Source organism: Clostridium ragsdalei P11 (genome assembly GCF_001675165.1).
Lineage (GTDB): Bacteria > Bacillota > Clostridia > Clostridiales > Clostridiaceae > Clostridium_B > Clostridium_B ragsdalei.
In genome coordinates this window covers 103,460-130,435 of record NZ_LROS01000075.1, presented here as the reverse complement: position 1 = coordinate 130,435, position 26,976 = coordinate 103,460, and the positions used below count along the sequence as shown (strand labels likewise).

Genomic DNA, 26,976 nt, shown 5'->3' with positions numbered 1-26,976 from the left:
AATTACGAAACAATTTTTTTAAAGAACAAAGTGCAAAGTTCAAATATCAAATAAGGATAAATTTCTTCCTAACGTCAGAAAATATTAAAATTATAGATTTCCTGAGGTACGAGGGAAATCATCTTTATCTGTTCTTTGTTATTTGAACTTTGTTATTTTCAAAAGCTTTGCTTGGCACTATTTTTATATTAAGTTTAAATTTTATATGAGTGAGAGTTGAGTTATAAATATTTATTAACGTATGCTTAAAAAATACCCATTATAAAATGTTGAACGCCAAGTGAAGTAAGTGCTAAAACTACCCAGCATGTAAAGCCTAATAGGATTGGACTTAAACCATTTTTTACAAGTTTTATAATATTAGTATTTAGTCCCACAGATACCATTGCCATTACAATAATAAATTTTCCTGCCTGTGATAAAAATGTAGTAAATACAGCTGGTAATGGAATAAATGTGCTAATTACTGATGCGGCTACAAAACCAAGTACGAACCAGGGAAATATTTTACTTAGACTATAAGATTCTTCTTTATTTTTAGCTTCCTTCTTAGAAGTGTAAATAGCCAGCACCAACGTAATTGGAACAATAGCTAAGGTTCTTGTAAGTTTTACTATCACTGCAAGATTGCCTGCTGCATTGCTGTAAGAATAACCAGCGGCTACTACAGATGAAGTATCATTAACAGCTGTTCCGGCCCAAAGCCCAAAACATTGATTACTCATGCCAAATAAATGCCCGAGAAATGGAAATAAAAAGGCTGCAATGGCATTAAAAAGAAATATGGTTGATATAGAATGGGCAACTTCTTGTTCATTTGCGTTAATAACAGGAGCTGTTGCTGCAATAGCTGAACCACCACATATGGAAGAACCAACGCCAATTAAGGTTGCCGTTTTCCCATTTATCTTTAATAATTTACCTACAATATAAGCAGTAATAAATGCTGCTGTTAGTGTGAAAGTCATTAAAAGAATTGTTTGTTTTCCTACTTTAAAAACATTAAAAAGATTCATGCCAAAACCCATAAGGATAATGGAGTATTGTAGTAATTTTTTTGCAGTATAGGTTATACCTTCATTAAAACAGCTTGGTCTTTTCCAAAATGCTAAAACCATTCCAAATAAAATTCCAAGCACAGGGCTTCCTATAATAGGAAAAGTATTTCCAAGTAGCCATGCTGGAATAGCTATAATTAGTGCAAGTATAATTCCTGATACTTTATTAGTTATTGTTTTCATAAGATCTCCCCCTATCTGCAATTCATAATACACCTTGACATTATATAAGTAAAATATTATTATTTAATGAATGTAATAAGTATATACTAATGTGTAAGGAGAATATTATGACTTTAAGACATTTTAAAATATTTGTTGCTGTATGTGACAAAATGAATATGACTAAGGCTTCTGAAACACTTTTTATGTCTCAGTCAGCAGTTAGTCAGGCAATTTCTGAACTTGAAAGTCACTATGGCATACGACTTTTTGAACGGCTTTCAAGAAAACTTTATCTGACTCAGGCAGGAGAAAAACTGATGAGTTATGCTAGGTATATTATCAAATTAAATACAGAATTAGAAAATGACATGAAAACTTTGTATAAAAATGGTGCTATCCGCATTGGTGCAAGTGTTACTGTTGGAGCTTATGTTTTACCTAAATTTGTTTCACATTTTCAAAAAGTATATCCAGAAACTGATATACAAGTGTATGAAGAAAATACTACAGAAATTGAAAAAATGCTTCTTCACGATGAAATTGACATAGGTCTTGTAGAAGGAGAAACGACAAATTCAGACATTTTAAACAAACCATTTATGGATGATGAATTGATACTTATTTGTGGAGCTTGCCACAGATTTGCAAAACTTCCTTATGTGGAACCTTGCGAACTTCAAAAAGAAAAATTTATTATTCGTGAAAAAGGAAGTGGAACTCGTAAGACATTTGAAGATAAAATGATAGAAAATGAATTAACATGGAAGGCTTCCTGGATATGTAACAATACTGATACTATAAAAATTGCAGTTGCAGAAGGATTAGGAGTGTCAGTTATTTCTAGAAATTCAGTGACAAATGAATTATCCTCTGGTACCCTTTGCGAAATACCTGTTAAAGGTATTAAATTTAAAAGAAAGTTTAAAATCATATATCACAAGAACAAATACTTAACAGAGACAATGAAACGTTTTATAGATTTATGTACAATAAAGTAGTAAAGGTATCAATGAATTTTACTTAGTGGGAAAAGCAGTAATCGTGAATTAATGATTGTGATATTGTGGATGATACTAATAATAAACTCAACTTTCGCAGTTTAAGGATATTGCGAAGCAACTTTTTCAAGAGGACAATTGACAGAGGACAAAGGACAATGAAGGTGAGTTTTCCTCCTTACGTCAGAAAACTAATTTATTTTTAAGCTTGTTTTGCTAATGCAAAACATCGCTTAAGCAGGCTCTAAAATCTGTGATTTTCAGATAATTGCTTGCTCAGAAAGTACTTCTTAGAAACAAAAAAACGTGAGTTTCTTTTAAATTTAAAATTTTTCGTAGTGTAACGGAGAAAAATCTTCCTTCACTGTCATCTGTCAATTGTCCTCTGTCCTCTCAAAAATATTGCTTCGCAATATTTTTATATTAAGTCAAAATTTTATATATTCGAAAGTTGAGTAATAAAAAGAAATGGAGTGTAGATTATAATGTATGATTTTGAAAAAATGAGTATTCCTGAATTAGAAAAAAAACTTGCAGAATTTAAAGACTCTCTTGAAGATATAGAAGAAGAAAGATCACTTGTACTAGGACAGAGAGGCATTCATTTATCTAGTGCTGCAGTAGGAAAATATGAAGCTGAGATAGAACAAATAAATAAACGCATTAATGAGTTAGAAGAATTATTGCGGAAAAAACGCTGTGATTGATATTTTGTTTTAAATAGAAAAATGATTATTATAATTGGCATTTGATAATAATTATAAATGGAGTTATTATATAAGTAGCAAATGCTAATTATAAATTTAGGAGATGATTTCATGTCAGAATGTAATTCATGCCCATCTAATGGGGGATGTGATAAGGATAAGCAGAAATGTATGATTGAAAATAATCCTTTAAACAAAGTAAAAAAAATTATTGGCGTTATGAGTGGAAAAGGTGGAGTAGGAAAATCTTCAATTTCAGTTCTTATTGCAAAACGTTTAAAGGAACTGGGATATAGTACAGGTATCTTAGATGCAGATATAACAGGTCCAAGTGTACCAAGGCTTGTTGGACTAAAAGATAAAAAAGTTATTTCAGATGGAGAACTAATGCATCCTGTAGATACAGATGATGGCATAAAGGTTATGTCTTTAAACTTATTAGTGGATAATGAAAATGATCCTGTCATTTGGAGAGGACCGATGATTGGGGGCGTAGTTAAACAATTTTGGACAGATGTACTGTGGGGAGAACTTGATTATTTAGTTATTGATATGCCTCCAGGAACAAGTGATGTTGCACTGACAGTTATGCAGTCTATTCCTATAAATGGAATAGTTATGGTATCTGTTCCCCAGGATCTAGTTTCAATGATAGTTTCAAAAGCTGTAAATATGGCAAGGGCAATTAATATTGATGTATTAGGTGTTATTGAAAATATGAGCTATATAACTTGTCCGGATTGTGGAAAAAAAATAAAACCATTTAATGGAGAAAGCACAACTAAGTTTTTAGAAGAAATGAATTTGAAGCTTTTAGGAGAAATTCCTGTTTTAAATAGCGTAGGTAATTTATCAGATCCTACATATAAAAATGAAGATGAAGACCTTGAAAAGGTTTTTTATCCTATCGTTGATAACGTAATGAAGAGTTTAGACAAATAAAGACAAATACTTATAAATGAATTATAAATTACCCGTAACCGTTTTGTAGTTACGGGTAGATTTTTTAAGTATATTCTGATGGGGGTAATTTAAAACAAAATAGTTTAAAGGGAGTTATGGGTATTTGAGAATAAATCTATTTTAGTAAAAGGCATTAGAGAATATGCCCATTATTAGGACCAGGGGTTAGAATGAATGTTTCTTTTACATTTACAATGACAGCACCTTTGGTTGTTAGGTTCATTTTAGATGTTATTGAATTTCCTTCTTCTAAAAGCTTTGAATCAGTTGAATATGTTGCTGTACCTTTCAATTGATATCCTTCCAATGTTTCGTCATTGTATATAGTAATTGCAATTTGTGAATTCTTTTTAATATTTTCAATGGACTTTTTCATAAAAACATCGAAAAGGATAAGGTTGTCTTCATTATCCATCTTTTTAAAAAGAATAGGTACTGCATTAGGGGTTGTGTCCATTGTAGACATAATCCATGCTTTTGATTCGTTTAATAATTTTTTTACCTTTTCATCAAGTTTGTTCATAATATACACCTCACATCTAAAAATTGTAATTAATTTATATTCTTATTCCAGCAATTTAAATACTTACTAAAAATTTATATAAATTATTCAACTAATATGTTACAACAATTATTATATTTATCAAGTATGCACTTTTTTGTAACAATACTAACATAAAAGTAACTATTGAAGGGAGGTTTTTACATGAAATATAGATGCCCTATTGAGACTACATTATCATTAATAAGTGGAAAGTGGAAAATACTCATATTAAAAGAATTAATAAAAGGACCTGTACGTTATGGATTGTTAAATAGAAAAATATCAGGTATAAGTGCTAAAGTTTTAACTCAGGAATTGAGGGAAATGGAGAAAGATGGTCTTATAGTACGTAAAGTATATGCGGAAATTCCATCCCGTGTTGAATATAGTTTAAGTGAAATGGGTACAAGCATGTTGGATATATTGAAGGCAATGAGAGATTGGTCACTTAATAACGATGTTGTTCATCCTATTAAATGTTTTAAATGTAAACAATGTGAATCTTTAGACAATAAAAATGATATGAAATAATCAATTTATAAAAATATAAGTTATTGGCATTTGACAATAATAAATATTAGTGATACTATGAAAATAGCAAATGCCAATAACATAACTGAGATATGAGTTTATTTTGGAATATAATTCATATCTATAGCAAAAATATAATTGAAGATTTGGAGGGATAGTGATGAAAATAGCAATTTCATCAGCAGGAAAAAATGCTGAAGATTTACTTGATAGTAGGTTTGGAAGGTGCAAGTACTTTCAAATTCATGACACTGAAAGTGGAGAAATTAAAGTCATAGAAAACAAAGGTCAAAGTTCAAGTGGAGGAGCAGGTATTGCTGCATCTAATCAATTAATAGATGAAAAAGTAAATGCTATTATTACAGGTAATCTTGGACCTAATGCATTTGAGCTTGTTGAAAAATCAGGAATCAAAGCTTATAAGTGCAGTAGTATAGATATAAACTCAGTTCTTCAGAAGTATAAAAATAACGAACTTGAAGAAATAAAAATTTCTGGTCCAGCACACCATTGAAGAATTTATTAAGTTGGAGATGAGTGTATAGTGAATATAGCAGTACTTAGTGGAAAAGGAGGAACAGGAAAAACTACAGTATCTACTAATCTTGCTCTTGCTTTAAAGGCAGACTATGTAGATTGTGATGTAGAAGAACCAAATGGTTTTCTGTTCCTAAAACCTAAAGTAGATGTAGTAGAATCGGTGAAAGTAGAATATCCAATAATAGATGCTCGTAAATGTACTGCCTGTGGTGCTTGTGCAAATGCATGTCAATTTAATGCCCTTGCAAAAGTGAAGGATGATCTTTTCCTTTTTCAAAAGTTGTGTCATGGCTGTGGTGCTTGTGAAATTGTATGTAAATACAATGCTGTAACTTATGGTAAAAGAGAAATAGGGAAAATTGAAAAAGGAACATCAAGAGATATAAAATGCAGTAGAGGAATTTTAAATATAAGTGAACCTATGGCAGTACCTGTTATTAAAGAATTACTTGAGAATTTGTCAGGAGAAGTTAATTTAATTGATTGTCCACCTGGAACTTCCTGTAATGTAATAAATACTTTAAAATATGCTGATGCTGCAGTGCTCGTTACAGAACCTTCAGAGTTTGGACTTCATGATTTAAAAATGGCTGTAGAACTTGTAAAGATGTATAACATACCTTTTGGTATAGTTATAAATAAAGATGATAAAAAGGACAATATAATAAAAAAATATTGTAAAGAAGAAAAGATTATGTTGTTAGGTACTATTGACTATAGTAAGAATACAGCAATACTTTATTCTAAGGGCCAAATATTATATGATGATTTATGCCACAAAGCAATATTTGATAAACTCTCACAGAAGATAAGGGAGGTGTTAGCTTGGAATTAGTAGTTGTAAGTGGAAAAGGTGGAACAGGAAAAACTACTATTGCAACAGCATTAGCTGAAATTGCAAAAGATGTAATAAGGATAGATTGCGATGTAGATGCCCCAAATCTTTACATGTTTTATAAAGGAAAAGATATAGAAAAAAAAGGTTTTATAGGTGGTAAAAAGGCTTCTATAAATGAATCTATGTGTAAAAAATGTGGGAAATGTGAAACCGTATGTAAATTTCAAGCTATAACAGACTTTAAAGTAGATTTATTTGAGTGTGAAGGTTGTGGTGCATGTACATTAGTATGTCCTCATAATGCTATAGAATTAAAAGATCAAGATGTAGCAAGTACTTTCATTACTGAGTTAGATAAAGGAATAATTTCAAGAGCAGAAATGAAAATAGGGGGTGATGGGTCAGGGAAATTAGTAAGTTATTTAAGAAAAAATGGGAAAAAGTTTAATTATGATAATAAGTTGACTATAATAGATGGATCACCTGGTATTGGATGTCCTGTAATATCGTCTGTAACAGGTAGTGATGCTGTGTTGGTTGTTACTGAACCTACAAAATCAGGTCTTGAAGATTTAATGAGAGTAGTAAATTTGTGTAAACATTTTGAAATTTTTATTATGGTATGTATAAATAAATATGATATAAATGAAGAAATGAGTAAAAGAATAGAAAAATTTATCTTCTTGGAAAATTTAGAGTTAGTAGGCAAAATTCCTTATGATGATACTGTTATGAAGTCCATAAATGAATTAAAACCTATAACTTTTTATAAGGAAAGTATGGCAGAAAAAGCTATTGAAGATATGTGGAATACTATAAAGAGCTTTTTCTAAATTTTTAGCGTTAAGTATAAAATTATAAATTATCAATTAAAATATAAGGAGGAAATTTAAATGAAAATAGCAATTGCAAGTGATGGAAAGTATGTAAGTGGACATTTTGGACATTGTGAAGGTTTCACAATATATGATGTAGAGAATGGAAAGGCATCTCAGGGACAATTTACTGCAAATCCAGGACATAGACCAGGATATCTTCCAGTGTTTTTAAAAGGTTTAAATGTAAATGTAATTATTGCAGGAGGTATGGGAGAAACAGCACAACAGTTATTTAATGAAAATGGAATTGAGGTAATAGTTGGTGCGCAAGGCTTATGTGATGATATGGTACAAAAATATATTAAAGGTGAATTAAAATCAACAGGAAGTGTTTGTGAGGAACATAAATACGAAGGACATTGTAACGAATAATTTTAAAGGATGATTTCATGAATAATGATTTAATGTCTTTAAAAAAAATTATGGAGAAGAGTGGATATAAATTTACCACAGGCAGAAGAACAATATTGGAAGCTATCTTAGATAGTAAGACACATTTAAATGTAAAAGAAATATATGAAAAAGTAAAAGAAAAGCATGTAGGATCTGCTACAGTGTACAGAGCTTTAAGAGTATTTAATGAATTAGGGATAGTAAAAGAAATAAATATCAATGGAATAAGTTACTATGAAATGAAAATATTTAGTAGAAAACCCCTGCATATGCATTTTAAATGTTCTAATTGTAATAGTATAATTGATATAGATAGTCAAAGTTTAAACTTTGACTATCTGAGACTAAATAAAAAAGTAGAAGCAGAAAATGACTTAGAAATATATGATTTAAATATTATGTTTATAGGATTATGTAGTAAATGCAGGGAGGAGTTAAAATGCCAAGGCCAACAAAGTTTAGAAGAGTAGAGTTTTTCCCGGAAAATACTTATTTTGTACCCTGGGGAAAACATAAGTGTGAAATTGAGGAAATTGTTTTAAAGGTAGAAGAACTTGAGGCAATGAGGTTAAAGGATATTGAAGAATTAAATCAAGAAGAATGTGCTCAAAAAATGCAGGTATCCAGGCAAACCTTTCAAAACATCATAGATAGTGCCAGAAAAAAAGTAGCTGTTGCCTTAACAGAAGGAAATGCCATAAGAATAAATGGAGGTAACTATACTACAACCTACTGTAAATTTAAGTGTTTACATTGCGGTAATGTATATGAAATAAAATATGAGCAAGATAGATATACTTGTCCTATTTGTGGTTCAGAAGAAGTTATATGCAATAAAAAGGCGAAATTTTGTAGAAAATGGTGTAGAAATATAAAAAGTGATAATAACGTCTAATTGTGGAAAAACTATTTGAGAGTATTGCAAATAAGATTAAAAATGATATAATGAAAGTAGCATATGACAAAAATTGGAGGGAAAGTTTATGAAAATAGCATTACCTAATAACGGAAATATGGTTAACCAACATTTTGGTATGAGTCAGAGTTTTGTAATTGTAACTGTTGAGGACAACAAAATTGGAAATGTTGAAGAAGTATCTACAGTTCAATTAGCTCATCAACATGAGGGACTTGCAAATTTATTAGTAAAACATAATGTCGATTTAGTAATAACTGGAGGTATTGGTGGAGGAGCTTTGATGGGATTGCAGCAGTGCGGTCTCAAAGTAATAAAAGGGGCATCTGGTGAATACAGAGATGTTGTTCAAAGTTATATTGACGGAAAATTAGAAGATAAAAATGAGCTTTGCAATCACCATTGTGAGCACTAAGCAAAAATAGAGTTTCTAAACGAAAGATCAACTTATACGTAAAAATATCCGGAGTATAAGTTGATTTTTTTGTTTAGAGACTTTTTAAGAAAAAATTAATGTTACCATATTAAACTTATCTAAGGAAGAGATATAAATAATAAAATTTCTAGGAGGTCTTAAAATGAGTATTTCATCAATTTCTTCTATATCAAAAGCTTCAATTTCAGTTTCAAGTTCAGTTTCAAGCAGCAGCAGTGATGTAAGCGAGCTTGAAAAAGAGAAACAGTCTATCCAGCAGCAGATCCAGCAGGAAAATTCAAGTAAAGATGATGAAAAGACAAAACAAGCAAAGATCAAAGAACTTGAAGCACAGCTTCAGCAGATTCAGTCGCAGATTCAACAAAATCAATCACAAAAAACGACACAAATCGATAACCAGCAAGTAAAATCACTGAAAAATGATACCGTTAATTCTAGTGGTACAAGTAGTAAAAACACTTCCAGTAATAATATACTTGATGCGTTTGCCTAATTTAAAAATTTTCATAACTCAACTTTCATAGTTTAAAAACTTTGCGAAGCAAAGCTTTTTGAGATGAGAGTTGAAAATTGAGAGTTGAGAGTGAATGTTGATTTTTAGCTATTGCAAAAAATCTTTAAACTTATATGAACCATCAATGTTTCGCTTTAGCGAAACGAGGCTTCAAAATTTAATTAAAGATTTTTTGTAGTGCAACGAAAAAAATCCACATTAACTCTCCACTTTCCACTCTCAATTCTCAACTAAGCAAATTGCTTCGCACTATTTTTATATTAAGTCAAAATTTTATATGTGCGAAAGTTGAGTCATAATCAATAGATTCAAATAAAATTTTATAAAAGCAGGAAAGATGAGTTCTAATATAGAATAACATAAGTATAAATATTTACTAAAGGTGTGAAAGAGGTGTTTGGTATGGCAAAAACTAAAATATTAATACCATTAGATGGAACTGACAGGAGCATGCATTCTCTTGACTTATTAAAAAAAATGTTTAAAAGAGATGAAGTAGAAGTTACAGTTATGAATATTTCAGAAATAGTTATAGTAAATGATATGGTGATTACGGATAAAGTTGATAGAGCACGTGAAACAGGGGAGATTGTTTTAGACAGGGCAGAAAAAGAACTTCAGGGATATACTGTAAATAAGTTTTTTGATTTTGGATATGCTGGAGATGAAATATTAAAAAAGGCTTCGCAGGATAATTTCGACATTATAATAATGACTAAGTCTACTAAAAAAGGGTTAGCTAGGATGGTTGGTTCTGTTACTAGTAAAGTTGTTAAAAATTCACCAAAGATAGTCATAATAGTTCCAGAATAGTTTAATTTTGAAATTGGAGTAAACTTCCAAATGTTTGTTAAATATATACCAAACTAGTATAGATATTTTTTAAATACTAGACTTAAACAGTAGAAATTTGCCTAAAAAATTTTTTAGTTTTTTTAAAAAAATCCTTTTCAAGTTGTACGTTATTATGGTAATATGTAATTGAAGAAGTTATGTAATAATATTGTAAACGTTTCTTAATTTTTTTACATCCATGTAATGCTTAAAAGACCAAAATATGTCACATGTAATTGTATATTTCACATAATAATATTTATTTTCTTATTAAATTCACAAATAATTTATTAATAATATCAATAACCAAGATTATACTTAAATGGATGTTTATTTTTTAACATTTTTTATGGTAAATATATTTATTTTATGTAGTAAAAAGGTTATAATTATAATTGTATTTATTACAATTAATTAAAATAAAAAAATAGGGTTTTAGGTAAAATTAAGTTATTTTAAGAAGTAATTACAACAAAAATTGAAGTTATTTCTTTAAGGAGGGAATTATTAAAATGGAAGAAAAGGCAAAGTCAATTGATCAAGCTACTTTACAATTATTGGACAAGGCAAAAAAAGATGGGGTTGAAACTGCTTTAGATAGGAAAGCAGACATGAAGGTACAGTGTGGATTTGGGTCAGCAGGAGTTTGCTGTAGAAATTGCAGCATGGGTCCTTGTAGAGTAAGTCCAGTGCCAGGAAAAGGCGTTGAAAGAGGTATATGTGGTGCTACAGCAGATGTAATTGTATCTAGAAATTTTGCAAGAATGGTTGTAGGCGGAGCTGCTGCACATTCAGATCATGGTAGAAGTATAGCACTTAGCTTATACCACTCCAGCAAAGATGGAGATATAAAAGTTAAAGATGAAAATAAATTGAAAGAAGTTGCAAAAATATATGATGTAGAAACTGAAGGAAGAGACATATATGATATAGCTCATGATGTAGCTAAAAGAGGATTAGATGATTATGGTAGACAAATGGGAGAAGTTAAACTTCCACCGTCCCTTCCACCAAAGAGAAAGGAAATATGGGATAAACTTGACATAGTTCCAAGGGCAATTGATAGAGAAATAGCTGCAGTTATGCACTCAACACATATAGGATGTAATGCAGATGCAGAAGCTATGATTAAAATGGCTATGAGATGTTCGCTAGGTGATGGATGGCTAGGATCATATATGGCTACAGAATTTAGAGATATAATGTTTGGAACACCTAAGTCAATTGAGACAGAAGCAAATCTTGGAGTACTTGAAAAGAATTCTGTAAATGTAGTTTTACACGGACATGAACCTCTTCTTTCAGATATGATAGTAGAAGCAGCATCAGATCCAGAACTAGTTGAACTTGCTAAATCAGTAGGTGCTGATGGAATAAACTTATGCGGAATGTGCTGTACTGGAAATGAAGTTTCCATGATACATGGCATCAAAATAGCAGGAAACTTTATGCAGCAGGAATTGGCTGTAGTTACAGGAGCAGTAGATGGACTTATAGTTGATGTACAGTGTATAATGCCAGCATTAGCAAAATTGACTAAGTCATATCATACTAAGTTTATAACGACTTCACCAAAGGCACATATCACAGATTCAACTTATATTGAATTTGATGAAGAACATCCACTTGATTCTGCTAAACAGATTTTAAAGGAAGCAATATTAAATTTTAAAAATAGAGATAACAGTAAAGTAATGATTCCTGAATTGAAATCAAAGGGAATTGTAGGATATAGTGTTGAAGAAGTAATAAACAAATTGGACAAAGTTGTTAATACACAAATAGGACCAATGCAAACTGTAAAGCCTTTAGCAGATGTTTTAGTATCAGGAGTATTAAGAGGTGCCGCAGGTGTAGTTGGTTGTAACAATCCTAAAGTTACTCATAATTCTGCACATATTGAAACTATAAAGGGATTAATAAAGAATGATGTAATAGTTGTTGCTACAGGTTGTGCAGCTCAAGCAGCAGCAGAATATGGATTAATGCAATTAGAAGCAGCAGAAAAATATGCAGGACCAGGACTAGCTACTGTATGTAAGCTTGTTGGTATACCACCAGTACTTCATATGGGTTCTTGTGTTGATATAAGCCGTATATTAGACTTAGTTGGTAGAGTAGCTAATTTCTTAGGTACAGATATGAGTGATCTTCCAGTTGTAGGTGTAGCACCTGGATGGATGTCAGAAAAAGCTGTTTCTATAGGTACTTATGTAGTAACTTCAGGTATAGATACTTGGCTTGGAGTAACACCTCCAGTAACAGGCGGTCCAGAAGTTGTAGATATTCTTACTAATAAGATGGAAGACTGGGTAGGAGCTAAATTCTTTATAGAAACAGATCCTCATAAAGCAGTTGAACAAATGGTTAATAGGATGAATGAAAAACGTAAAAAATTAGGTATCTAATAATAAAGACAAGCAATTGCCATGCCAAAGTTAAAATGGCTTAAAAGCTAATTTTAATTTTGCATGGCTCAATATGATATAAAAATATGTTCTCAAAGTGATATGAAGTCAAGATTACATATCATTTTGAGAAGAATTTTAATTTATAGATGGTATAATGTAGAATAAAATTTATAATTTATCTACAAATACATAAATTATAAGGGAATATATTTGTAGATAAAAGTATATATTAAGTTTGTATTTTAAATAAATTATATAAAATGGTTGTTCAAAATGGGAGGGACTACATATGAAAATGAAAATGGCTATAACAGGTAAAGGTGGTGTAGGTAAAACTACATTTTCAGCGATAATGAGTAGAATATATGCAGAAGAAGGATATAATGTTTTAGCTGTGGATGCAGATCCTGATCCCAATTTGGCATTAGCATTAGGATTTCCAAAAGAGATAGCAGATGAGATTGTTCCAATTTCAGAAATGAAAAAGTTAGTAGCAGAGAGAACAAATTCTACTCCAGGATCCTTTGGAAAAATGTTTAAAATAAATCCTAAAGTTGATGATATACCAGAAAGATATTGCAAGGAATACAAAGGTGTAAGACTTTTAACTATGGGAACAGTTGATACAGGCGGAACAGGTTGTTTCTGCCCGGAAAATGTTTTGCTTAAAAAACTCACGTCACATTTAATGCTCCAAAACAAAGATATCGTCATAATGGATATGGAAGCAGGTATTGAACATTTGGGAAGGGGAACAGCGCAAGGTGTAGATGTATTTATTGTTGTTGTAGAACCTGGAATAAGAAGTATACAGACGTTCAAGCATGTTAAAAAATTAGCTAAGGATATAGGAATAGAAAAGATATTTGTGGTAGCAAATAAAATTAGAAATAAGAAGGACGAAGAATTTGTATTGGAAAATGTAGATGAAAAAGAATGTCTTGGATTTATACATTATAGTGACACAGTTGGAAGTTCTGATAGAGTCAATCAATCTCCTTACGATTCCAATGAGGAAACTGTTAAGGAGGTAAAAAATATAAAACAAAAATTAGAAATGGGGGTTTTTTAAATGACTTATAAATCAGACATCGAAATAGCTCAAGAATGCACAATGAAGGACATTAAGGAAATTGCAAAGAAATTAAATATTTCCGAAGATGATATTGAATTGTATGGTAAATACAAAGCAAAGGTAAATTACAACTTGTTAAAGACTACACCTGGAAAGAATGGAAAACTTATATTATGTACAGCTATAAACCCAACACCTGCTGGAGAAGGAAAAACTACTACAGCAATAGGTGTAGCAGATGCATTAAATAGAATGGGAAAATCTGTTGTTGTTGCACTTAGAGAACCATCTATGGGACCTGTATTTGGTATAAAAGGTGGAGCTGCCGGTGGTGGATATGCTCAAGTAGTACCTATGGAAGACATAAACCTACACTTTACAGGTGATATACATGCACTCACTGCTGCTAACAATTTACTTGCAGCAATGATAGATAATCATATATATCAAGGCAATAAGCTTAACATAGACCCAAGAAGAATTGCTTGGAGAAGATGCGTAGACATGAACGACAGACAGCTCAGGTTTGTAGTTGATGGATTAGGTGGAAAAGCCAATGGTACACCTAGAGAAGATGGATTTGATATAACAGTTGCTTCAGAAATAATGGCTATATTCTGTTTATCAAGTGACATAATTGATTTGAAGAAGAGAATTGCTAAAATAGTTGTAGGATACACTAGAGATGGCCAGCCTGTAACAGCTCATGATTTGAAAGCTGAAGGAGCTATGGCAGCACTTCTTAAAGATGCATTAAAACCAAATCTAGTTCAAACTCTTGAAGGAACACCAGCATTTGTACACGGCGGACCATTTGCAAATATAGCTCATGGTTGTAACTCAATAATGGCTACTAGAATGGCTCTTCACTTTGGTGATTATGTAGTTACGGAGGCAGGTTTCGGTGCTGACCTAGGTGCTGAAAAATTCTTAGATATCAAGTGCAGAATGGCAGGATTAAAACCAGATGCAGTAATAATAGTTGCTACAGTTAGAGCATTGAAATACAATGGCGGAGTTCCAAAGGCTGACTTAAATAATGAAAACTTAGAAGCTCTTGAAAAAGGACTTCCAAATCTATTAAAACATGTAGAGAATATAACTAAGGTATATAAATTACCAGCAGTAGTTGCATTAAATGCATTCCCTACAGATACACAGGCAGAATTAAAATTAGTAGAAGATAAATGTAAAGAATTAGGTGTAAATGTAAGATTATCAGAAGTTTGGGCTAAAGGCGGCGAAGGTGGACTAGAAGTTGCCAAAGAAGTGCTTAGACTTATAAAAGAAGAGAAAAATGACTTCCAGTTTGCTTATGATGAAAAATTACCAATTAGAGATAAAATAAGAGCAGTAGCTCAAAAGATATATGGTGCTGATGATGTTACTTTCACAAGTCAGGCAGAAAAAGAAATTGATGAGCTTGAAAAATTAGGATTTGGTAAAACACCAGTATGTATAGCAAAGACCCAATACTCCTTAACTGATGACCAGACTAAACTTGGAAGACCAACAGGATTTAATATTACAGTAAGACAGGTTACAATTTCTGCTGGAGCAGGTTTTGTAGTTGCAGTAACTGGTTCAATAATGAAGATGCCAGGTCTTGGAAAAGTTCCATCTGCTGAAAAAATAGATGTAGATGAGAATGGAGTAATAAGCGGATTATTCTAAAACATTTAGGAGGAAACAATATGAAATTAGCAGATAAAAGTTGCACAGATTTTATAGAAGTTCTTGCATCTAAAGCTGCAACTCCTGGTGGAGGCGGAGGATCAGCTATTACAGGTGCTATAGGAATGGCACTTGGAGGCATGGTATGTAACCTTACAATAGGAAAGAAAAAGTATGCACAGTATGATGAAAAGGTAAAAGGCATACTTAAAAGATCTGATGAGCTTCAAGCAGAGCTTTTAAAGATGATGGATGCAGATGCAGAATGCTTTCTGCCTCTTTCAAAGGCTTATGGAATGCCAAAAGACACTGAAGAGCAGAAAAAAATAAAAGAAGAAACTCTAGAAAAGTGTCTAAAGCAAGCATGCAGTGTTCCAGTAAGCATTGTTAAGCAAGCTTATGAAGCAATAAAACTCCACGAGGCACTTGTAGATAACTGCTCCAAACTTGCAATAAGTGATGTTGGTGTAGGAGTTCAGTGTCTAAGAGCTGCTATTATTGGAGCACAGCTTAATGTCATAATCAACATTAATTCCATTAAAGATCAGGAATATGTTAAAAAGGTAAAAGCAGAGACGGAACCTTTAGTTGAAGAAGGCATTAAGATTGCAGATAAGGTATATGAAAAAGTAGTTAGTGCACTTTCCAAATAAAATTATTATTCTCCAGAAGAAATCTTAATTTCTTCTGGAGGCACTTGTAAATTAGTTTAGTATGGTACAGATAGCTAATTTTAATATGAAGGAGATATAAGTATGGGTCAAATAATTAAAGGTAAACCAGTGGCAGATGCTATAAGTGAAGCTTTAACTAAAGAAGTTAATGATTTAAAGGTAAAGGGTATTACTCCAAAACTTACATTAGTAAGAGTTGGAGCAAACGGAAGTGACCTTGCTTATGAAAAAGGAGCTCTAAAAAAGTGCGAAAAAATTGGAATAGAGGCAGTTGTTAAAGAGCTACCAGCAGATATATCACAAGACAAGTTTATTGAAGAATTGAAAAAAATAAATGCGGACAAGACTGTAAATGCAATAATGGTATTCAGACCATTTCCTAAGCAATTAGATGAAAGCGTTATAAAATATATAATCGCCCCTGAAAAAGATGTAGATTGCTTTAGTCCTGTAAATGTTGCTAAATTGATGGAAAAAGATATGACAGGATTTGCACCTTGTACACCATCTGCTGTTATAGAAATCCTTAAGCATTATAAAGTTCCTATGAAGGGAAAGAATGCAGTTATAGTAGGAAGATCTATGGTAGTTGGAAAACCAGCGTGCATGCTCCTATTAAATGAAAATGCTACAGTTACCGTATGTCATTCAAAAACTACTGATATGCCAAAGGTTTGTTCCCAGGCAGACATACTGGTAGTAGGCATAGGAAAAGCTAAAATGATAGATTCAAAATATGTAAAAGATGGTGCCGTAGTTATAGATGTAGGCATAAATGTAGATGAAAGTGGAAAGCTATGTGGAGATGTAGATACAGAAGACTGTGAATCAAAAGCTTCAATGATAACACCTGTTCCTAAAGGAGTAGGCTCTGTTACATCATCTATACTTGCACAGCATATTGTAAAGGCCTGTAAGTTACAAAATAACCTATAAACCTGTGAAATAAATGGAGGAATAAATATGATTATTTCAGAAAAAAAATCTTTTGATGAATTATTGGATTACCTTAAAGACAGTGAAAAAGTAATAATCACAGGATGTTCTTTATGCGCAACTACCTGTAAAGTAGGCGGAGAAGAAGAAGTATTAGCAATGAAAGCCAAGTTAGAAGAACAAGGCAAAAAAGTTTTAGGCTATAAAATACTTGATCCTTCCTGCAATCTTTTAAAAACAAGAAAAGATTTAAAGTCCTTAAAAGCTGAATTAAAAGAAGCAGATGCAGTAGTATCCCTAGCTTGTGGTGATGGAACTCAAACTGTAGCCAAGTTAGTAAAGATTCCCGTTTATCCAGGTAATAACACTATGTTTATAGGCGAAGTAGAAAGAGTTGGACAATATGCAGAAGCTTGTAAAGCTTGTGGAAATTGCCAGCTTGGATGGACAGGGGGAATATGTCCAATTACAATGTGTGCAAAGGGACTTTTGAATGGACCTTGCGGTGGTGCAAGAGATGGTAAATGTGAAGTTGATCCTGAAAATGATTGTGCTTGGATATTAATATACAATAAATTAAAAGAACTAGGACAGCTCGATAATTTGACAGAATTAAGAAAGCCAAGAGATTATCAAATAAGTGCTCATCCTAGAAAAATAAATTTAAATGCTAAGTAATAATCAGAAGGGGGATTAAAAAATGAGCTTATTGAAGGAAGCTTTTGAAAAGGGAGAGTTTGCAGTTACAGCTGAAATGGCACCTCCAAAGGGAACGGATCTTTCTCATTTAATTGAATGTGCCAAAAAGATAAAAGGAAGAGTTCATGGAGTTAATGTAACGGATTTTCAGTCTGCTACGTTAAAAGCTACATCTTTAGCTACTTGTAAAGTGTTAAAAGATGCAGGATTAGAACCTGTATTTCAAATAACAGGAAGAGATAGAAACAGAATAGCAATTCAAGGAGAATTGTTATCTGCAGGTGTTTTTGAAATTGAAAATGTTTTAGCTCTTACTGGAGATTATACTGCTACAGGAGATCACCCTGGTGCAAAGCCAGTTTATGATCTAGATAGTGTTGGAATATTACAGGTGGCAAGCATTTTAAATGGCGGAAAAGACATGGGTGGAACTGATTTAAAAGGGAAACCAGATTTCTTTTTAGGGGCCTGTGTTACACCTAGATATGATCCGTTAGAGCTTCAAGTTATAAAGATGAAGAAGAAAATTAAAGCTGGAGCTAAATTCTTTCAAACTCAAGCTGTTTATGATATGGAAACTTTAAAGAAATTCAAAGAAGAGACTAAAGCTCAAGGTGTAGATGCTAAAGTTATGGTAGGCATAATACCTTTAAAGTCAGCTGGTATGGCTAAATACATGAATAAAAACGTGCCTGGTATATTCGTACCTGATGAACTTATAGATAGAATGAAAAATGCTGAGGATAAAGTTCAAGAAGGCATAAAGATAGCAGGAGAATTTATAAAGGCCGTAAAAGAATCAGGACTTTGCGATGGAGTTCATATAATGGCAATTGGTGCGGAAGAAAATGTGCCATTAATATTGGACGAAGCAGGATTATAAAAATATAGGATTAAAAAATAAGGGGCGATTAGGAATGAAATTAGTTGTAATTGGTGGAGGACCAGGAGGATATGTAGCTGCACTGCAAGCTGCAATTTTAGGAGCAGATGTTACTGTAGTTGAGAAGAAAGCTGTAGGAGGAACTTGCTTAAATGTAGGATGTATACCTACAAAAGCACTGCTTGCTTCCACAGATGTTTTAAGTGTAATAAAAGGAGCATCAAAATTTGGAATTAATGTTGAAGGTGAAGTAAAACCTGATTTTGATGCAATTATGAAGAGAAAAGATAAAGTAGTAGATCAACTTGTAAAAGGCATAGAATATATGTTTGAACATAGAGGGGTAAAGCTTATAAGGGGAACAGGAAAACTTATAAGCAATAAAGAGGTAGAGGTTACAAAGCAGGATGGATCTAAAGAATCCATAACGGCAGATAAAATTATACTTGCTACTGGTTCTGTACCTGTTACACCTGGAGTATTCAAGTATGATGGTAAAAAGGTTATAACTTCAGATGAAGTTTTGAATTTAGAGAAACTTCCAAAGTCAATGATACTAGTTGGTGGAGGTCCTATAGGATGTGAAATAGGATTCTTCTTAAATAGTATGGGAGTAGAAGTTAAGGTAGTTGAAGCTCTTCCACATCTTGCACCACTTGAAGATGAAGATGTTGCAAAACAACTTCAGAGAATTTTCAAACAGCATAAGATTAAATACTTTGTAGGCGATGGTATAACTAGTGTAGAAGTTAAAGGTGATACGGTAACTGCTACATTGGGAAGCGGAAAAGTTTTAGAGGCTGAAACACTTCTCATAGCAGTTGGAAGAAGAGCTTATGCTGAAGGTTTAGGTTTGGATGATATTGGTATTAAGAAAGATCAAAAAGGAAGAATAATTGTAAATGAATATTTAGAAACTAATGTAGAGGGAGTTTATGCAATAGGTGATTTAATTCCTACTGCTGCTCTTGCACATGTAGCTGAAAGAGAAGGTATTGTAGCTGTTCAAAATGCAGTTTTAGATAAAAAGAAGAAGATGAGTTACAAAGCAGTACCTGGTTGTACATTTGTAGAACCAGAAATAGCTTCTGTAGGTATGAAAGAGAAAGATGCTGAAAAAGCAGGAATCCAGTACAAGGTTGGAAAATTTGACTTTAGGGGGCTTGGAAAAGCTCAAGCTATGGGTAAATTACAAGGATTTGTAAAGATTATTACAGACGAAAAGGACGTAATAATTGGAGCTGCTATTGTAGGTGATAGAGCAACAGATATGATTTCAGAATTAGGTGTTGCTTGTGAGCTTGGTTTAACAGCAGAACGAGTTGGTGAAGTTATTCATCCACATCCGACTTTATCTGAGGCAATGATGGAAGCTCTTCATGATGTACACAAACAATGTGTTCATTCTGTTGATTAAATTGTTTAATGTGTATAGGGCTATCGTGCCCTATACATATAATATATAATTAAAGATGTTTTCTACATAAGAGGCATAAAATTTATAATAGGCTTTTTATAAGTAATCTGAAACACAGCAATATAAGGAGGTTGTACTATGGGATATAAAATAGCTGTAGCAGGTAAGGGTGGTACCGGCAAAACTACTTTGACAGGTCTTTTAATAGATTATTTGACAAAAAAAGGTTCAGGACCTATTTTAGCAGTAGATGCTGATGCAAATGCTAATTTAAATGAAGTACTTGGAACAGACATTGAGGAAACTATTGGAGAAATAAAAGAGGACGTAAATAAAAAATCACTTGAAGGGGATAATTTTCCTGGAGGTATGATGAAAGCAGATTATTTAAAGTATAAATTAAATGCATCAGTAGCTGAAGGAGACGGTTATGACCTTATTGTTATGGGAAGATCCCAGGGGCCAGGATGTTATTGTTATGTTAATGGAATACTTAAAGCACAAGTGGATTCACTTTCTGGTAATTATGATTACATAGTAGTTGATAATGAAGCAGGAATGGAACACTTAAGTAGAAAACTTATAGATCCTATTGATACTCTATTTCTGATAAGCGATTGTTCCAGAAGAGGCATACAGGCTGTTGGAAGAATAAAACGGTTAGTTGCTGAATTAAAGTTAAAAGTTGGCCAAATCTTTCTTATCGTAAATAGAGCTCCAGAAGGTAAATTGAATTCAGGAATAAAAGAAGAAATAAAAAAGCAAGAACTGGATTTAGTAGGAGTTGTGCCGATGGACCAAATGGTCTATCAATTTGATTCAGATGGAAAAGCATTAGTAGAGCTGCCAGAGGATTCTTCATGCAGAAAAGCATTGAATGAAATACTATCAAAAATTCAATTTGAAAATTAAATTAAGGAGGCATACATTATGTTCAAAAAACCAACACAAAAATTTTCAGGCAAAATTGGTGAAGTTGAAATTGGAACAGGAGAAAAAGTATTAAAATTAGGAGGAGAATCAGTATTACCATTTTACACTTTTGATGGAGATACAGGAAATAGCCCAAAAGTAGGTATGGAAATTTTGGATGTATATCCAGAAGACTGGATAGATCCTTTAAAAGACATATACAAGGATGTTGCAAAAGATCCTGTTAAATGGGCACAATTTGTAGAAGAAAAATATAGTCCAGATTTTATATGCCTAAGACTTATAAGTGCTGATCCAAACGGTACAGATGCTGCACCAGAAGATTGTGCTAAAACAGCTAAAGCAGTAGTTGAAGCTATAAAAACTCCATTAGTAGTTGCAGGTACAGGAAATCATGAAAAAGATGCAAAATTATTTGAAAAAGTTGCTCAGGAAACTGAAGGACACAATATACTTTTAATGTCTGCAGTAGAAGATAATTATAAGACAGTAGGAGCTGCAGGCGTAATGGCTTATAATGACAAAGTTGTAGCTGAATCTTCAGTTGATATAAACCTTGCAAAACAGATAAATATTTTAATGAATCAACTTGGAATAGACAATACAAAGTTTGTTGACAACGTAGGATGTGCAGCAGGTGGATATGGTTATGAATATGTTATATCAACTTTAGACAGAGTAAAACTTGCAGCACTTGGTCAAGATGATAAAACTCTTCAAATTCCTATAATAAGCCCTGTTTCTTTCGAAGCTTGCAAAGTAAAAGAAGCAATGGATTCAGAAGAAGATTCACCACAATGGGGAAGTCAGGAAGACAGAACAGTTTCCATGGAAGTTGCAACAGCATCCGGAGTATTAGCATCAGGAACAGATGCTGTAATATTACGTCATCCAAAATCTGTAGAAGTAATTAGAAATTTTATTAAGGAATTATTAGGTTAATTAAAATTTATACTGGGATTAAATAAGGAGGATTAAAAATGGCTTTAACAGGATTAAATATATTTAAATTAACACCAAAAAAGAATTGTAAGGATTGTGGTTTTCCTACTTGTCTAGCTTTTTCAATGAAAGTAGCAGCAGGAGCTGTGGAAATAGGAAAATGTCCTCATATGAGTGATGAGGCAATGGAAAAATTAGCTGAAGCTACTGCACCAATTATGAAGACAATAACTATTGGTAAGGGAGATAATGAATATAAATTAGGTGGAGAAACTGTTTTATTCCGTCATGAAAAAACTTTTGTAAATAGAAATAGATTTGCAGTTGCATTTTCCGATAGTATGGATGATGCAGAAGTAGATGCTAAGATCCAACATATAAAAGATGTAGATTATGTTAGAATCGGTGAACAAATGAAAACCGAATTTGCTGCAATAAAATATGCAGGAAATAAAGACAAATATCTTGCTTTGATAAATAAAATAAAAGCAAGTGGAGTAAAAGTAGCTTATGCTCTAGTTTGTGAAGATGCAGCAGTAATGAAAGAAGCTCTTCCACTAGTTAAAGATGAAAATCCATTAGTTTATGGAGCTAATAAAGATAACTTCAAAGAAATGGTTGAACTTGTAAAAGAAGATAAATTAGCTTTAGGTGTAAAGGCAGACGGATTGGAAGCTCTTTATGGTTTAGTAGAAGAAATACAAAAATTAGGATATAAGAACTTAGTACTTGATCCAGGTGGAAAATCCATTAAAGAAGCTTTTGAAAATACAGTTCAAATTAGAAGAATAAATATTGAAAATCAGGATAGAACTTTTGGATATCCTTCTATACTATTCCTAGATGAACTTACTAAAGCTGATAAATTTATGGAAGTAGCTTTATCTACATTATTTACTTTGAAATATGGTTCATTACTTGTTTTAAGTGATATGGATTATGCAAGAGCACTTCCTCTTTATAGTATAAGACAGAATGTATTTACAGATCCACAAAAGCCAATGACAGTTGATTTGGGCATACATGGAATTAACAACCCAGATGAAAACTCACCAGTATTATGTACTGTTGACTTTGCTCTTACTTACTTCCTAGTTTCAGGAGAAGTTGAAAGATCTAAAGTTCCAGTATGGATGGTTATACCAGATGCAGGTGGATATTCTGTTCTTACATCTTGGGCTGCAGGTAAATTTACTGGTGCTGCAATAGCTGATGAAATAAAGAAATGTGGAATATCAGAGAAGACTAAGAACAGAACTCTTTTAATCCCAGGAAAGGTTGCAGTTTTGAAAGGCGAATTAGAGGAACTTCTTCCAGACTGGAATATAGTAATTAGTAGTACAGAAGCTATGTTTATTCCTAAGTTATTAAAAGAGTTAACTGCTAAGTAAGAAATATTTAAGTAAGAAATAGGCAATAATTAAAAATTTTTAATTATTGCCTGACAATATAAATTAACACTAGTTTATAAAGATTAAGGTAAATAGGAGGTCATCTGAACATGGATAAATTTATGATTATAGGCGAAAGAATTCACTGCATATCTCCATCTATAAGGAAGGCTATTGAGGAGAGAAATCCTGAACCAATATTTAAAAGAGCAAAAGAACAATTGGATGCAGGAGCTAATTATCTAGATTTTAATATAGGACCAGCAAGAAAAGATGGAGAAGAAATAATGCAGTGGGGTGTTAAGGCTCTTCAAAGTGAATTTGACAATGTTCCACTAGCACTTGATACAACAAATAAGAAGGCTATAGAGGCAGGACTTAAAGTTTACAATAGAGAAAAAGGAAAACCTATCATAAATTCTGCAGATGCAGGAGAAAGAATTGGAAATATAGATTTAGCTGCAGAGTATGATGCTATGAGCATAGCTCTTTGTGCAAAAGAAGGAATAACAAAAGACAATGATGAAAGAATAGCATATTGTACAGAAATGCTTGAAAAAGGTATGGGTCTTGGAATGGAGCCTACAGATTTACTGTTTGATCCATTATTTTTAGTAATAAAGGGCATGCAGGATAAACAAAAAGAAGTATTAGAGGCTATTAAATTAATAAGTGATATGGGTCTTAGAACTTGCTGTGGATTAAGCAATGTTTCAAATGGAGCACCTAAGGAAATAAGACCAATAATGGATGCAACTTTTGCAGCTATGGCAATACAATGTGGTCTTACTTCTGCAATAATGAATCCATGTGATAAGAGATTAATGGAGACAATAAAGACTTGTGATGTTGTAAATGGTGCTGTTTTATATGCAGATTCTTACTTAGAGTTATAATTTAGAGTTATAATTTAGAGTTATAATATATAATATTTTAAATTAGGAGGGGCTAAAAATGAATTTATTTCAAACTGTATTCACTGGTTCAAAGCAGGCTTTAGCAGCTGCTGAAGGCATAGTTAAGCAAGCTGTTGACGAGAAGGGTAGAGACTATAAAGTAGCATTTCCTGATACTGCATATTCATTATTAGTAATTTTTGCAGCTACAGGAAAAAAGATAACTAATGTAGGAGAATTAGAAGGTGCATTAGATATAGTAAGAAGTTTGATAGTTGAGGAGGAAATGCTTGATAAGCTTTTAAATTCAGGACTTGCAACAGCTGTTGCAGCAGAAATTATAGAAGCTGCAAAGTATGTCCTTTCAGATGCTCCTTACGCAGAACCATGTGTAGGATTTATCTCAGATCCAATAATTAGATCATTTGGAGTACCACTTGTTACAGGTGATGTTCCAGGTGTAGCAGTTGTACTTGGAGAATTCCCAGATTCTGAAACTGCAGCAAAAGTAATAAAGGATTACCAATCAAAAGGATTACTTACTTGTTTGGTAGGCAAAGTAATAGATCAGGCTATAGAAGGCAAAGTTAAGATGGGACTTGACCTCAGGGTTATTCCACTTGGATATGATGTTACATCCGTAATTCATATTGTAAGTTTTGCTATAAGAGCTGCACTTATATTCGGAGGAATTAAGGGCGGACAGTTAAATGATATATTGAAATATACAGCAGAAAGAGTACCTGCTTTTGTAAATGCATTTGGACCATTAAGCGAACTTGTAGTTTCAGCAGGTGCAGGAGCTATAGCACTTGGATTCCCTGTAATAACTGATCAGGTTGTACCAGAAGTTCCTACATTGTTGTTAACTCAAAAAGATTACGATAAAGTTGTTAAAACTTCATTAGAAGCTAGGAATATAAAGATAAAGATAACTGAGATCCCAATTCCAGTTGCTTTTGCAGCAGCATTTGAAGGTGAAAGAATAAGAAAGAATGATATGCTTGCAGAGTTTGGTGGAAATAAGACTAAAGCTTGGGAATTAGTTATGTGTGCAGATCAGGGAGAAGTTGAAGATCACAAGATAGAAGTTATAGGACCAGATATAGATACTATAGATAAGGCTCCTGGAAGAATGCCTCTTGGAATGCTTATTAAAGTAAGTGGAACAAATATGCAGAAGGATTTTGAGCCAGTGCTTGAAAGAAGACTTCACTACTTCTTAAACTATATAGAAGGAGTAATGCATGTTGGTCAGAGAAATCTTACTTGGGTAAGAATAGGTAAGGAAGCTTTTGAAAAAGGATTTAGATTGAAACATTTTGGTGAAGTAATATATGCTAAAATGTTAGATGAATTTGGTTCAGTTGTAGATAAATGTGAAGTAACTATAATAACTGATCCAGATAAGGCTGAAGAATTGGAAGGCAAATATGCTGTACCTAGATATTCAGAAAGAGATGCAAGACTTGAATCATTAGTTGATGAAAAAGTTGATACTTTCTATTCATGTAATTTGTGTCAATCATTTGCACCTGCACATGTATGTATAGTAACTCCTGAAAGACTTGGACTTTGCGGTGCAGTTTCATGGCTTGATGCTAAAGCTACACTTGAATTGAATCCAACAGGACCATGTCAGGCAGTTCCAAAAGAAGGCGTGGTTGATGAAAATTTAGGTATTTGGGAAAAAGTAAATGAAACTGTTTCAAAAATTTCTCAAGGCGCTGTAAAGAGTGTTACATTATACAGTATATTACAAGATCCAATGACTTCCTGTGGATGTTTTGAGTGTATTACAGGTATAATGCCAGAAGCAAATGGTGTTGTAATGGTAAACAGGGAATTTGGAGCAACAACTCCTCTTGGAATGACATTTGGTGAACTTGCATCTATGACAGGTGGTGGAGTTCATACTCCAGGATTTATGGGACATGGAAGACAATTCATAGCTTCAAAGAAGTTTATGAAAGGTGAAGGTGGACTTGGTAGAATAGTTTGGATGCCAAAAGAATTAAAAGACTTTGTTGCAGAAAAATTAAATAAGACAGCAAAGGAATTATATAATATAGATAATTTTGCAGATATGATCTGTGATGAAACTATAGCTACAGAATCTGAAGAAGTATTAAAATTCTTGGAAGAAAAAGGCCATCCTGCATTAAAGATGGATCCAATAATGTAGTAAAATTTTTTAAGTACTTAAATGATAGTGACAGGAGCAGCTGTCACTATTGTTTTAATAAATGAATTATTAAGTTGAGAGTGTAAGTCTGAAATTTTGTATAAACCGTTTACTCATCCAATTATAAAAAATTTAATTTATAAAGGAGTGTTACTTATGGATTTTCCAAAAGAATTAAAGTATAGCAAAGAACACACATGGGCAAAGATTGAAGGAGACACAGCACTTATAGGCATAAGTGATTTTGCACAGGATCAACTTGGAGAGATATTATTTGTAGAAATGCCAGATGTAGGAGATGAAATTACTCAAGGAGTTTCTCTTGGAGTTGTTGAATCATCTAAAAAGGCTTCAGATGTAATATCTCCATTATCTGGAGAAGTGCTCGAAATTAACGAAAAACTAGATGATGAACCAGAATATATAAATGAGAATGCTTATGATGCATGGATAGTAAAAATAAAAGTAAAAGACAGTGGAGAAGTTAAAAACTTAGTAGATGCTTCTGAATACGAAGCAGGTTTGAAATAAACAAAGGTTACTTT

General features: G+C 32.6%; 29 protein-coding genes. 27 read left to right on the top strand and 2 right to left on the bottom strand.

The features are described 5' to 3' along the window. Positions 1-245 precede the first annotated feature (245 nt). Complete coding sequence (locus CLRAG_RS18550) at positions 246-1,241, bottom strand: YeiH family protein (protein ID WP_065079753.1); 996 nt, start codon at positions 1,239-1,241, stop codon at positions 246-248. Positions 1,242-1,348: 107 nt separating this feature from the next. On the opposite strand from CLRAG_RS18550, the gene CLRAG_RS18545 reads away from it, so the two are divergent. The 3 genes from CLRAG_RS18545 to CLRAG_RS18535 all read left to right on the top strand — a co-directional run bounded on the left by CLRAG_RS18545 (position 1,349) and on the right by CLRAG_RS18535 (position 3,870). Continuing rightward, positions 1,349-2,221, top strand: coding sequence for a LysR family transcriptional regulator (locus CLRAG_RS18545; RefSeq protein WP_065079752.1), 873 nt, complete (start codon positions 1,349-1,351; stop codon positions 2,219-2,221). Between the two features lie 485 nt (positions 2,222-2,706). Next, positions 2,707-2,928: a hypothetical protein gene (locus CLRAG_RS18540; RefSeq protein ID WP_065079751.1), complete on the top strand. Its 222-nt coding sequence runs from the start codon at positions 2,707-2,709 to the stop codon at positions 2,926-2,928. 111 nt (positions 2,929-3,039) lie between these two features. Then, complete coding sequence (locus CLRAG_RS18535; protein ID WP_065079750.1) at positions 3,040-3,870, top strand: Mrp/NBP35 family ATP-binding protein; 831 nt, start codon at positions 3,040-3,042, stop codon at positions 3,868-3,870. A 154-nt stretch (positions 3,871-4,024) separates the two neighbouring features. On the opposite strand, the gene CLRAG_RS18530 is transcribed toward CLRAG_RS18535, so the two are convergent. Then, positions 4,025-4,414, bottom strand: a complete 390-nt coding sequence (locus CLRAG_RS18530; protein WP_065079749.1) for a pyridoxamine 5'-phosphate oxidase family protein — start codon at positions 4,412-4,414, stop codon at positions 4,025-4,027. 183 nt (positions 4,415-4,597) lie between these two features. Here CLRAG_RS18530 and CLRAG_RS18525 point away from each other — a divergent pair, with 183 nt between their 5' ends. From CLRAG_RS18525 to gcvH, 24 genes are all read left to right on the top strand, one after another. Beyond that, complete coding sequence (locus CLRAG_RS18525) at positions 4,598-4,966, top strand: winged helix-turn-helix transcriptional regulator (protein WP_065079748.1); 369 nt, start codon at positions 4,598-4,600, stop codon at positions 4,964-4,966. 160 nt (positions 4,967-5,126) lie between these two features. Next, the gene (locus CLRAG_RS18520; protein ID WP_065079747.1) at positions 5,127-5,480 is read left to right on the top strand and encodes a NifB/NifX family molybdenum-iron cluster-binding protein; all 354 of its coding nucleotides are present in this window, start codon (positions 5,127-5,129) and stop codon (positions 5,478-5,480) included. A gap of 30 nt (positions 5,481-5,510) precedes the next feature. Next, entirely contained in the window at positions 5,511-6,341 is an 831-nt protein-coding gene (locus CLRAG_RS18515; protein ID WP_065079746.1) for a P-loop NTPase, read from the top strand. After that, positions 6,332-7,177, top strand: a complete 846-nt coding sequence (locus CLRAG_RS18510; protein ID WP_065079745.1) for an ATP-binding protein — start codon at positions 6,332-6,334, stop codon at positions 7,175-7,177. The genes CLRAG_RS18515 and CLRAG_RS18510 overlap by 10 nt, the downstream gene beginning before the upstream one ends. Positions 7,178-7,237: 60 nt before the next feature. Beyond that, positions 7,238-7,594 (top strand): NifB/NifX family molybdenum-iron cluster-binding protein, encoded by a 357-nt coding sequence (locus CLRAG_RS18505; protein ID WP_065079744.1) that lies wholly within the window; start codon positions 7,238-7,240, stop codon positions 7,592-7,594. A 17-nt stretch (positions 7,595-7,611) separates the two neighbouring features. Continuing rightward, positions 7,612-8,085, top strand: a complete 474-nt coding sequence (locus CLRAG_RS18500) for a Fur family transcriptional regulator (RefSeq protein WP_065079743.1) — start codon at positions 7,612-7,614, stop codon at positions 8,083-8,085. Next, positions 8,055-8,510: a DUF134 domain-containing protein gene (locus tag CLRAG_RS18495; RefSeq protein ID WP_065079742.1), complete on the top strand. Its 456-nt coding sequence runs from the start codon at positions 8,055-8,057 to the stop codon at positions 8,508-8,510. Before CLRAG_RS18500 ends, CLRAG_RS18495 begins: the two co-directional genes overlap by 31 nt. An 88-nt stretch (positions 8,511-8,598) precedes the next feature. Further along, the gene (locus CLRAG_RS18490) at positions 8,599-8,946 is read left to right on the top strand and encodes a NifB/NifX family molybdenum-iron cluster-binding protein (RefSeq protein ID WP_065079741.1); all 348 of its coding nucleotides are present in this window, start codon (positions 8,599-8,601) and stop codon (positions 8,944-8,946) included. Positions 8,947-9,109: 163 nt separating this feature from the next. After that, complete coding sequence (locus tag CLRAG_RS18485) at positions 9,110-9,460, top strand: FlxA-like family protein (protein WP_065079740.1); 351 nt, start codon at positions 9,110-9,112, stop codon at positions 9,458-9,460. Between the two features lie 423 nt (positions 9,461-9,883). Beyond that, positions 9,884-10,294, top strand: a complete 411-nt coding sequence (locus tag CLRAG_RS18480) for a universal stress protein (RefSeq protein WP_065079739.1) — start codon at positions 9,884-9,886, stop codon at positions 10,292-10,294. Positions 10,295-10,827: 533 nt separating this feature from the next. Next, complete coding sequence (gene cooS / locus CLRAG_RS18475) at positions 10,828-12,723, top strand: anaerobic carbon-monoxide dehydrogenase catalytic subunit (protein WP_065079738.1); 1,896 nt, start codon at positions 10,828-10,830, stop codon at positions 12,721-12,723. A gap of 298 nt (positions 12,724-13,021) precedes the next feature. Further along, positions 13,022-13,798, top strand: coding sequence for an ATP-binding protein (locus CLRAG_RS18470; protein ID WP_029170176.1), 777 nt, complete (start codon positions 13,022-13,024; stop codon positions 13,796-13,798). After that, on the top strand, positions 13,799-15,475 hold the full coding sequence (locus CLRAG_RS18465) for a formate--tetrahydrofolate ligase (RefSeq protein ID WP_065079737.1): 1,677 nt from the start codon (positions 13,799-13,801) through the stop codon (positions 15,473-15,475). Between the two features lie 20 nt (positions 15,476-15,495). Then, on the top strand, positions 15,496-16,128 hold the full coding sequence (locus CLRAG_RS18460) for a cyclodeaminase/cyclohydrolase family protein (protein ID WP_013240368.1): 633 nt from the start codon (positions 15,496-15,498) through the stop codon (positions 16,126-16,128). Positions 16,129-16,230: 102 nt separating this feature from the next. After that, on the top strand, positions 16,231-17,085 hold the full coding sequence (locus CLRAG_RS18455; protein ID WP_065079736.1) for a bifunctional 5,10-methylenetetrahydrofolate dehydrogenase/5,10-methenyltetrahydrofolate cyclohydrolase: 855 nt from the start codon (positions 16,231-16,233) through the stop codon (positions 17,083-17,085). 27 nt (positions 17,086-17,112) lie between these two features. Beyond that, positions 17,113-17,763, top strand: coding sequence for a methylenetetrahydrofolate reductase C-terminal domain-containing protein (locus CLRAG_RS18450; RefSeq protein ID WP_013240366.1), 651 nt, complete (start codon positions 17,113-17,115; stop codon positions 17,761-17,763). A gap of 22 nt (positions 17,764-17,785) precedes the next feature. Then, positions 17,786-18,667, top strand: a complete 882-nt coding sequence (locus CLRAG_RS18445; protein ID WP_065079735.1) for a methylenetetrahydrofolate reductase — start codon at positions 17,786-17,788, stop codon at positions 18,665-18,667. Positions 18,668-18,701: 34 nt separating this feature from the next. Next, positions 18,702-20,084 carry a dihydrolipoyl dehydrogenase gene (gene lpdA, locus CLRAG_RS18440; RefSeq protein WP_065079734.1) on the top strand — a complete coding sequence of 461 codons (1,383 nt, stop codon included), beginning with the start codon at positions 18,702-18,704 and terminating at the stop codon, positions 20,082-20,084. A gap of 138 nt (positions 20,085-20,222) precedes the next feature. Beyond that, complete coding sequence (locus tag CLRAG_RS18435; RefSeq protein WP_065079733.1) at positions 20,223-20,996, top strand: ATP-binding protein; 774 nt, start codon at positions 20,223-20,225, stop codon at positions 20,994-20,996. Positions 20,997-21,014: 18 nt separating this feature from the next. Beyond that, positions 21,015-21,959: an acetyl-CoA decarbonylase/synthase complex subunit delta gene (acsD, locus tag CLRAG_RS18430; RefSeq protein WP_065079732.1), complete on the top strand. Its 945-nt coding sequence runs from the start codon at positions 21,015-21,017 to the stop codon at positions 21,957-21,959. A 38-nt stretch (positions 21,960-21,997) separates the two neighbouring features. Then, positions 21,998-23,350, top strand: a complete 1,353-nt coding sequence (acsC, locus tag CLRAG_RS18425; protein ID WP_065079731.1) for an acetyl-CoA decarbonylase/synthase complex subunit gamma — start codon at positions 21,998-22,000, stop codon at positions 23,348-23,350. A 110-nt stretch (positions 23,351-23,460) separates the two neighbouring features. Further along, complete coding sequence (gene acsE, locus CLRAG_RS18420) at positions 23,461-24,246, top strand: carbon monoxide dehydrogenase/acetyl-CoA synthase methytransferase subunit (RefSeq protein ID WP_013240360.1); 786 nt, start codon at positions 23,461-23,463, stop codon at positions 24,244-24,246. A gap of 58 nt (positions 24,247-24,304) precedes the next feature. Next, a complete protein-coding gene (gene acsB / locus CLRAG_RS18415) occupies positions 24,305-26,431 on the top strand; it encodes an acetyl-CoA decarbonylase/synthase complex subunit alpha/beta (RefSeq protein WP_065079730.1) in 2,127 nt (708 codons plus the stop codon). Positions 26,432-26,587: 156 nt separating this feature from the next. Next, positions 26,588-26,962: a glycine cleavage system protein GcvH gene (gene gcvH / locus CLRAG_RS18410; RefSeq protein WP_063554284.1), complete on the top strand. Its 375-nt coding sequence runs from the start codon at positions 26,588-26,590 to the stop codon at positions 26,960-26,962. Positions 26,963-26,976 lie beyond the last annotated feature (14 nt).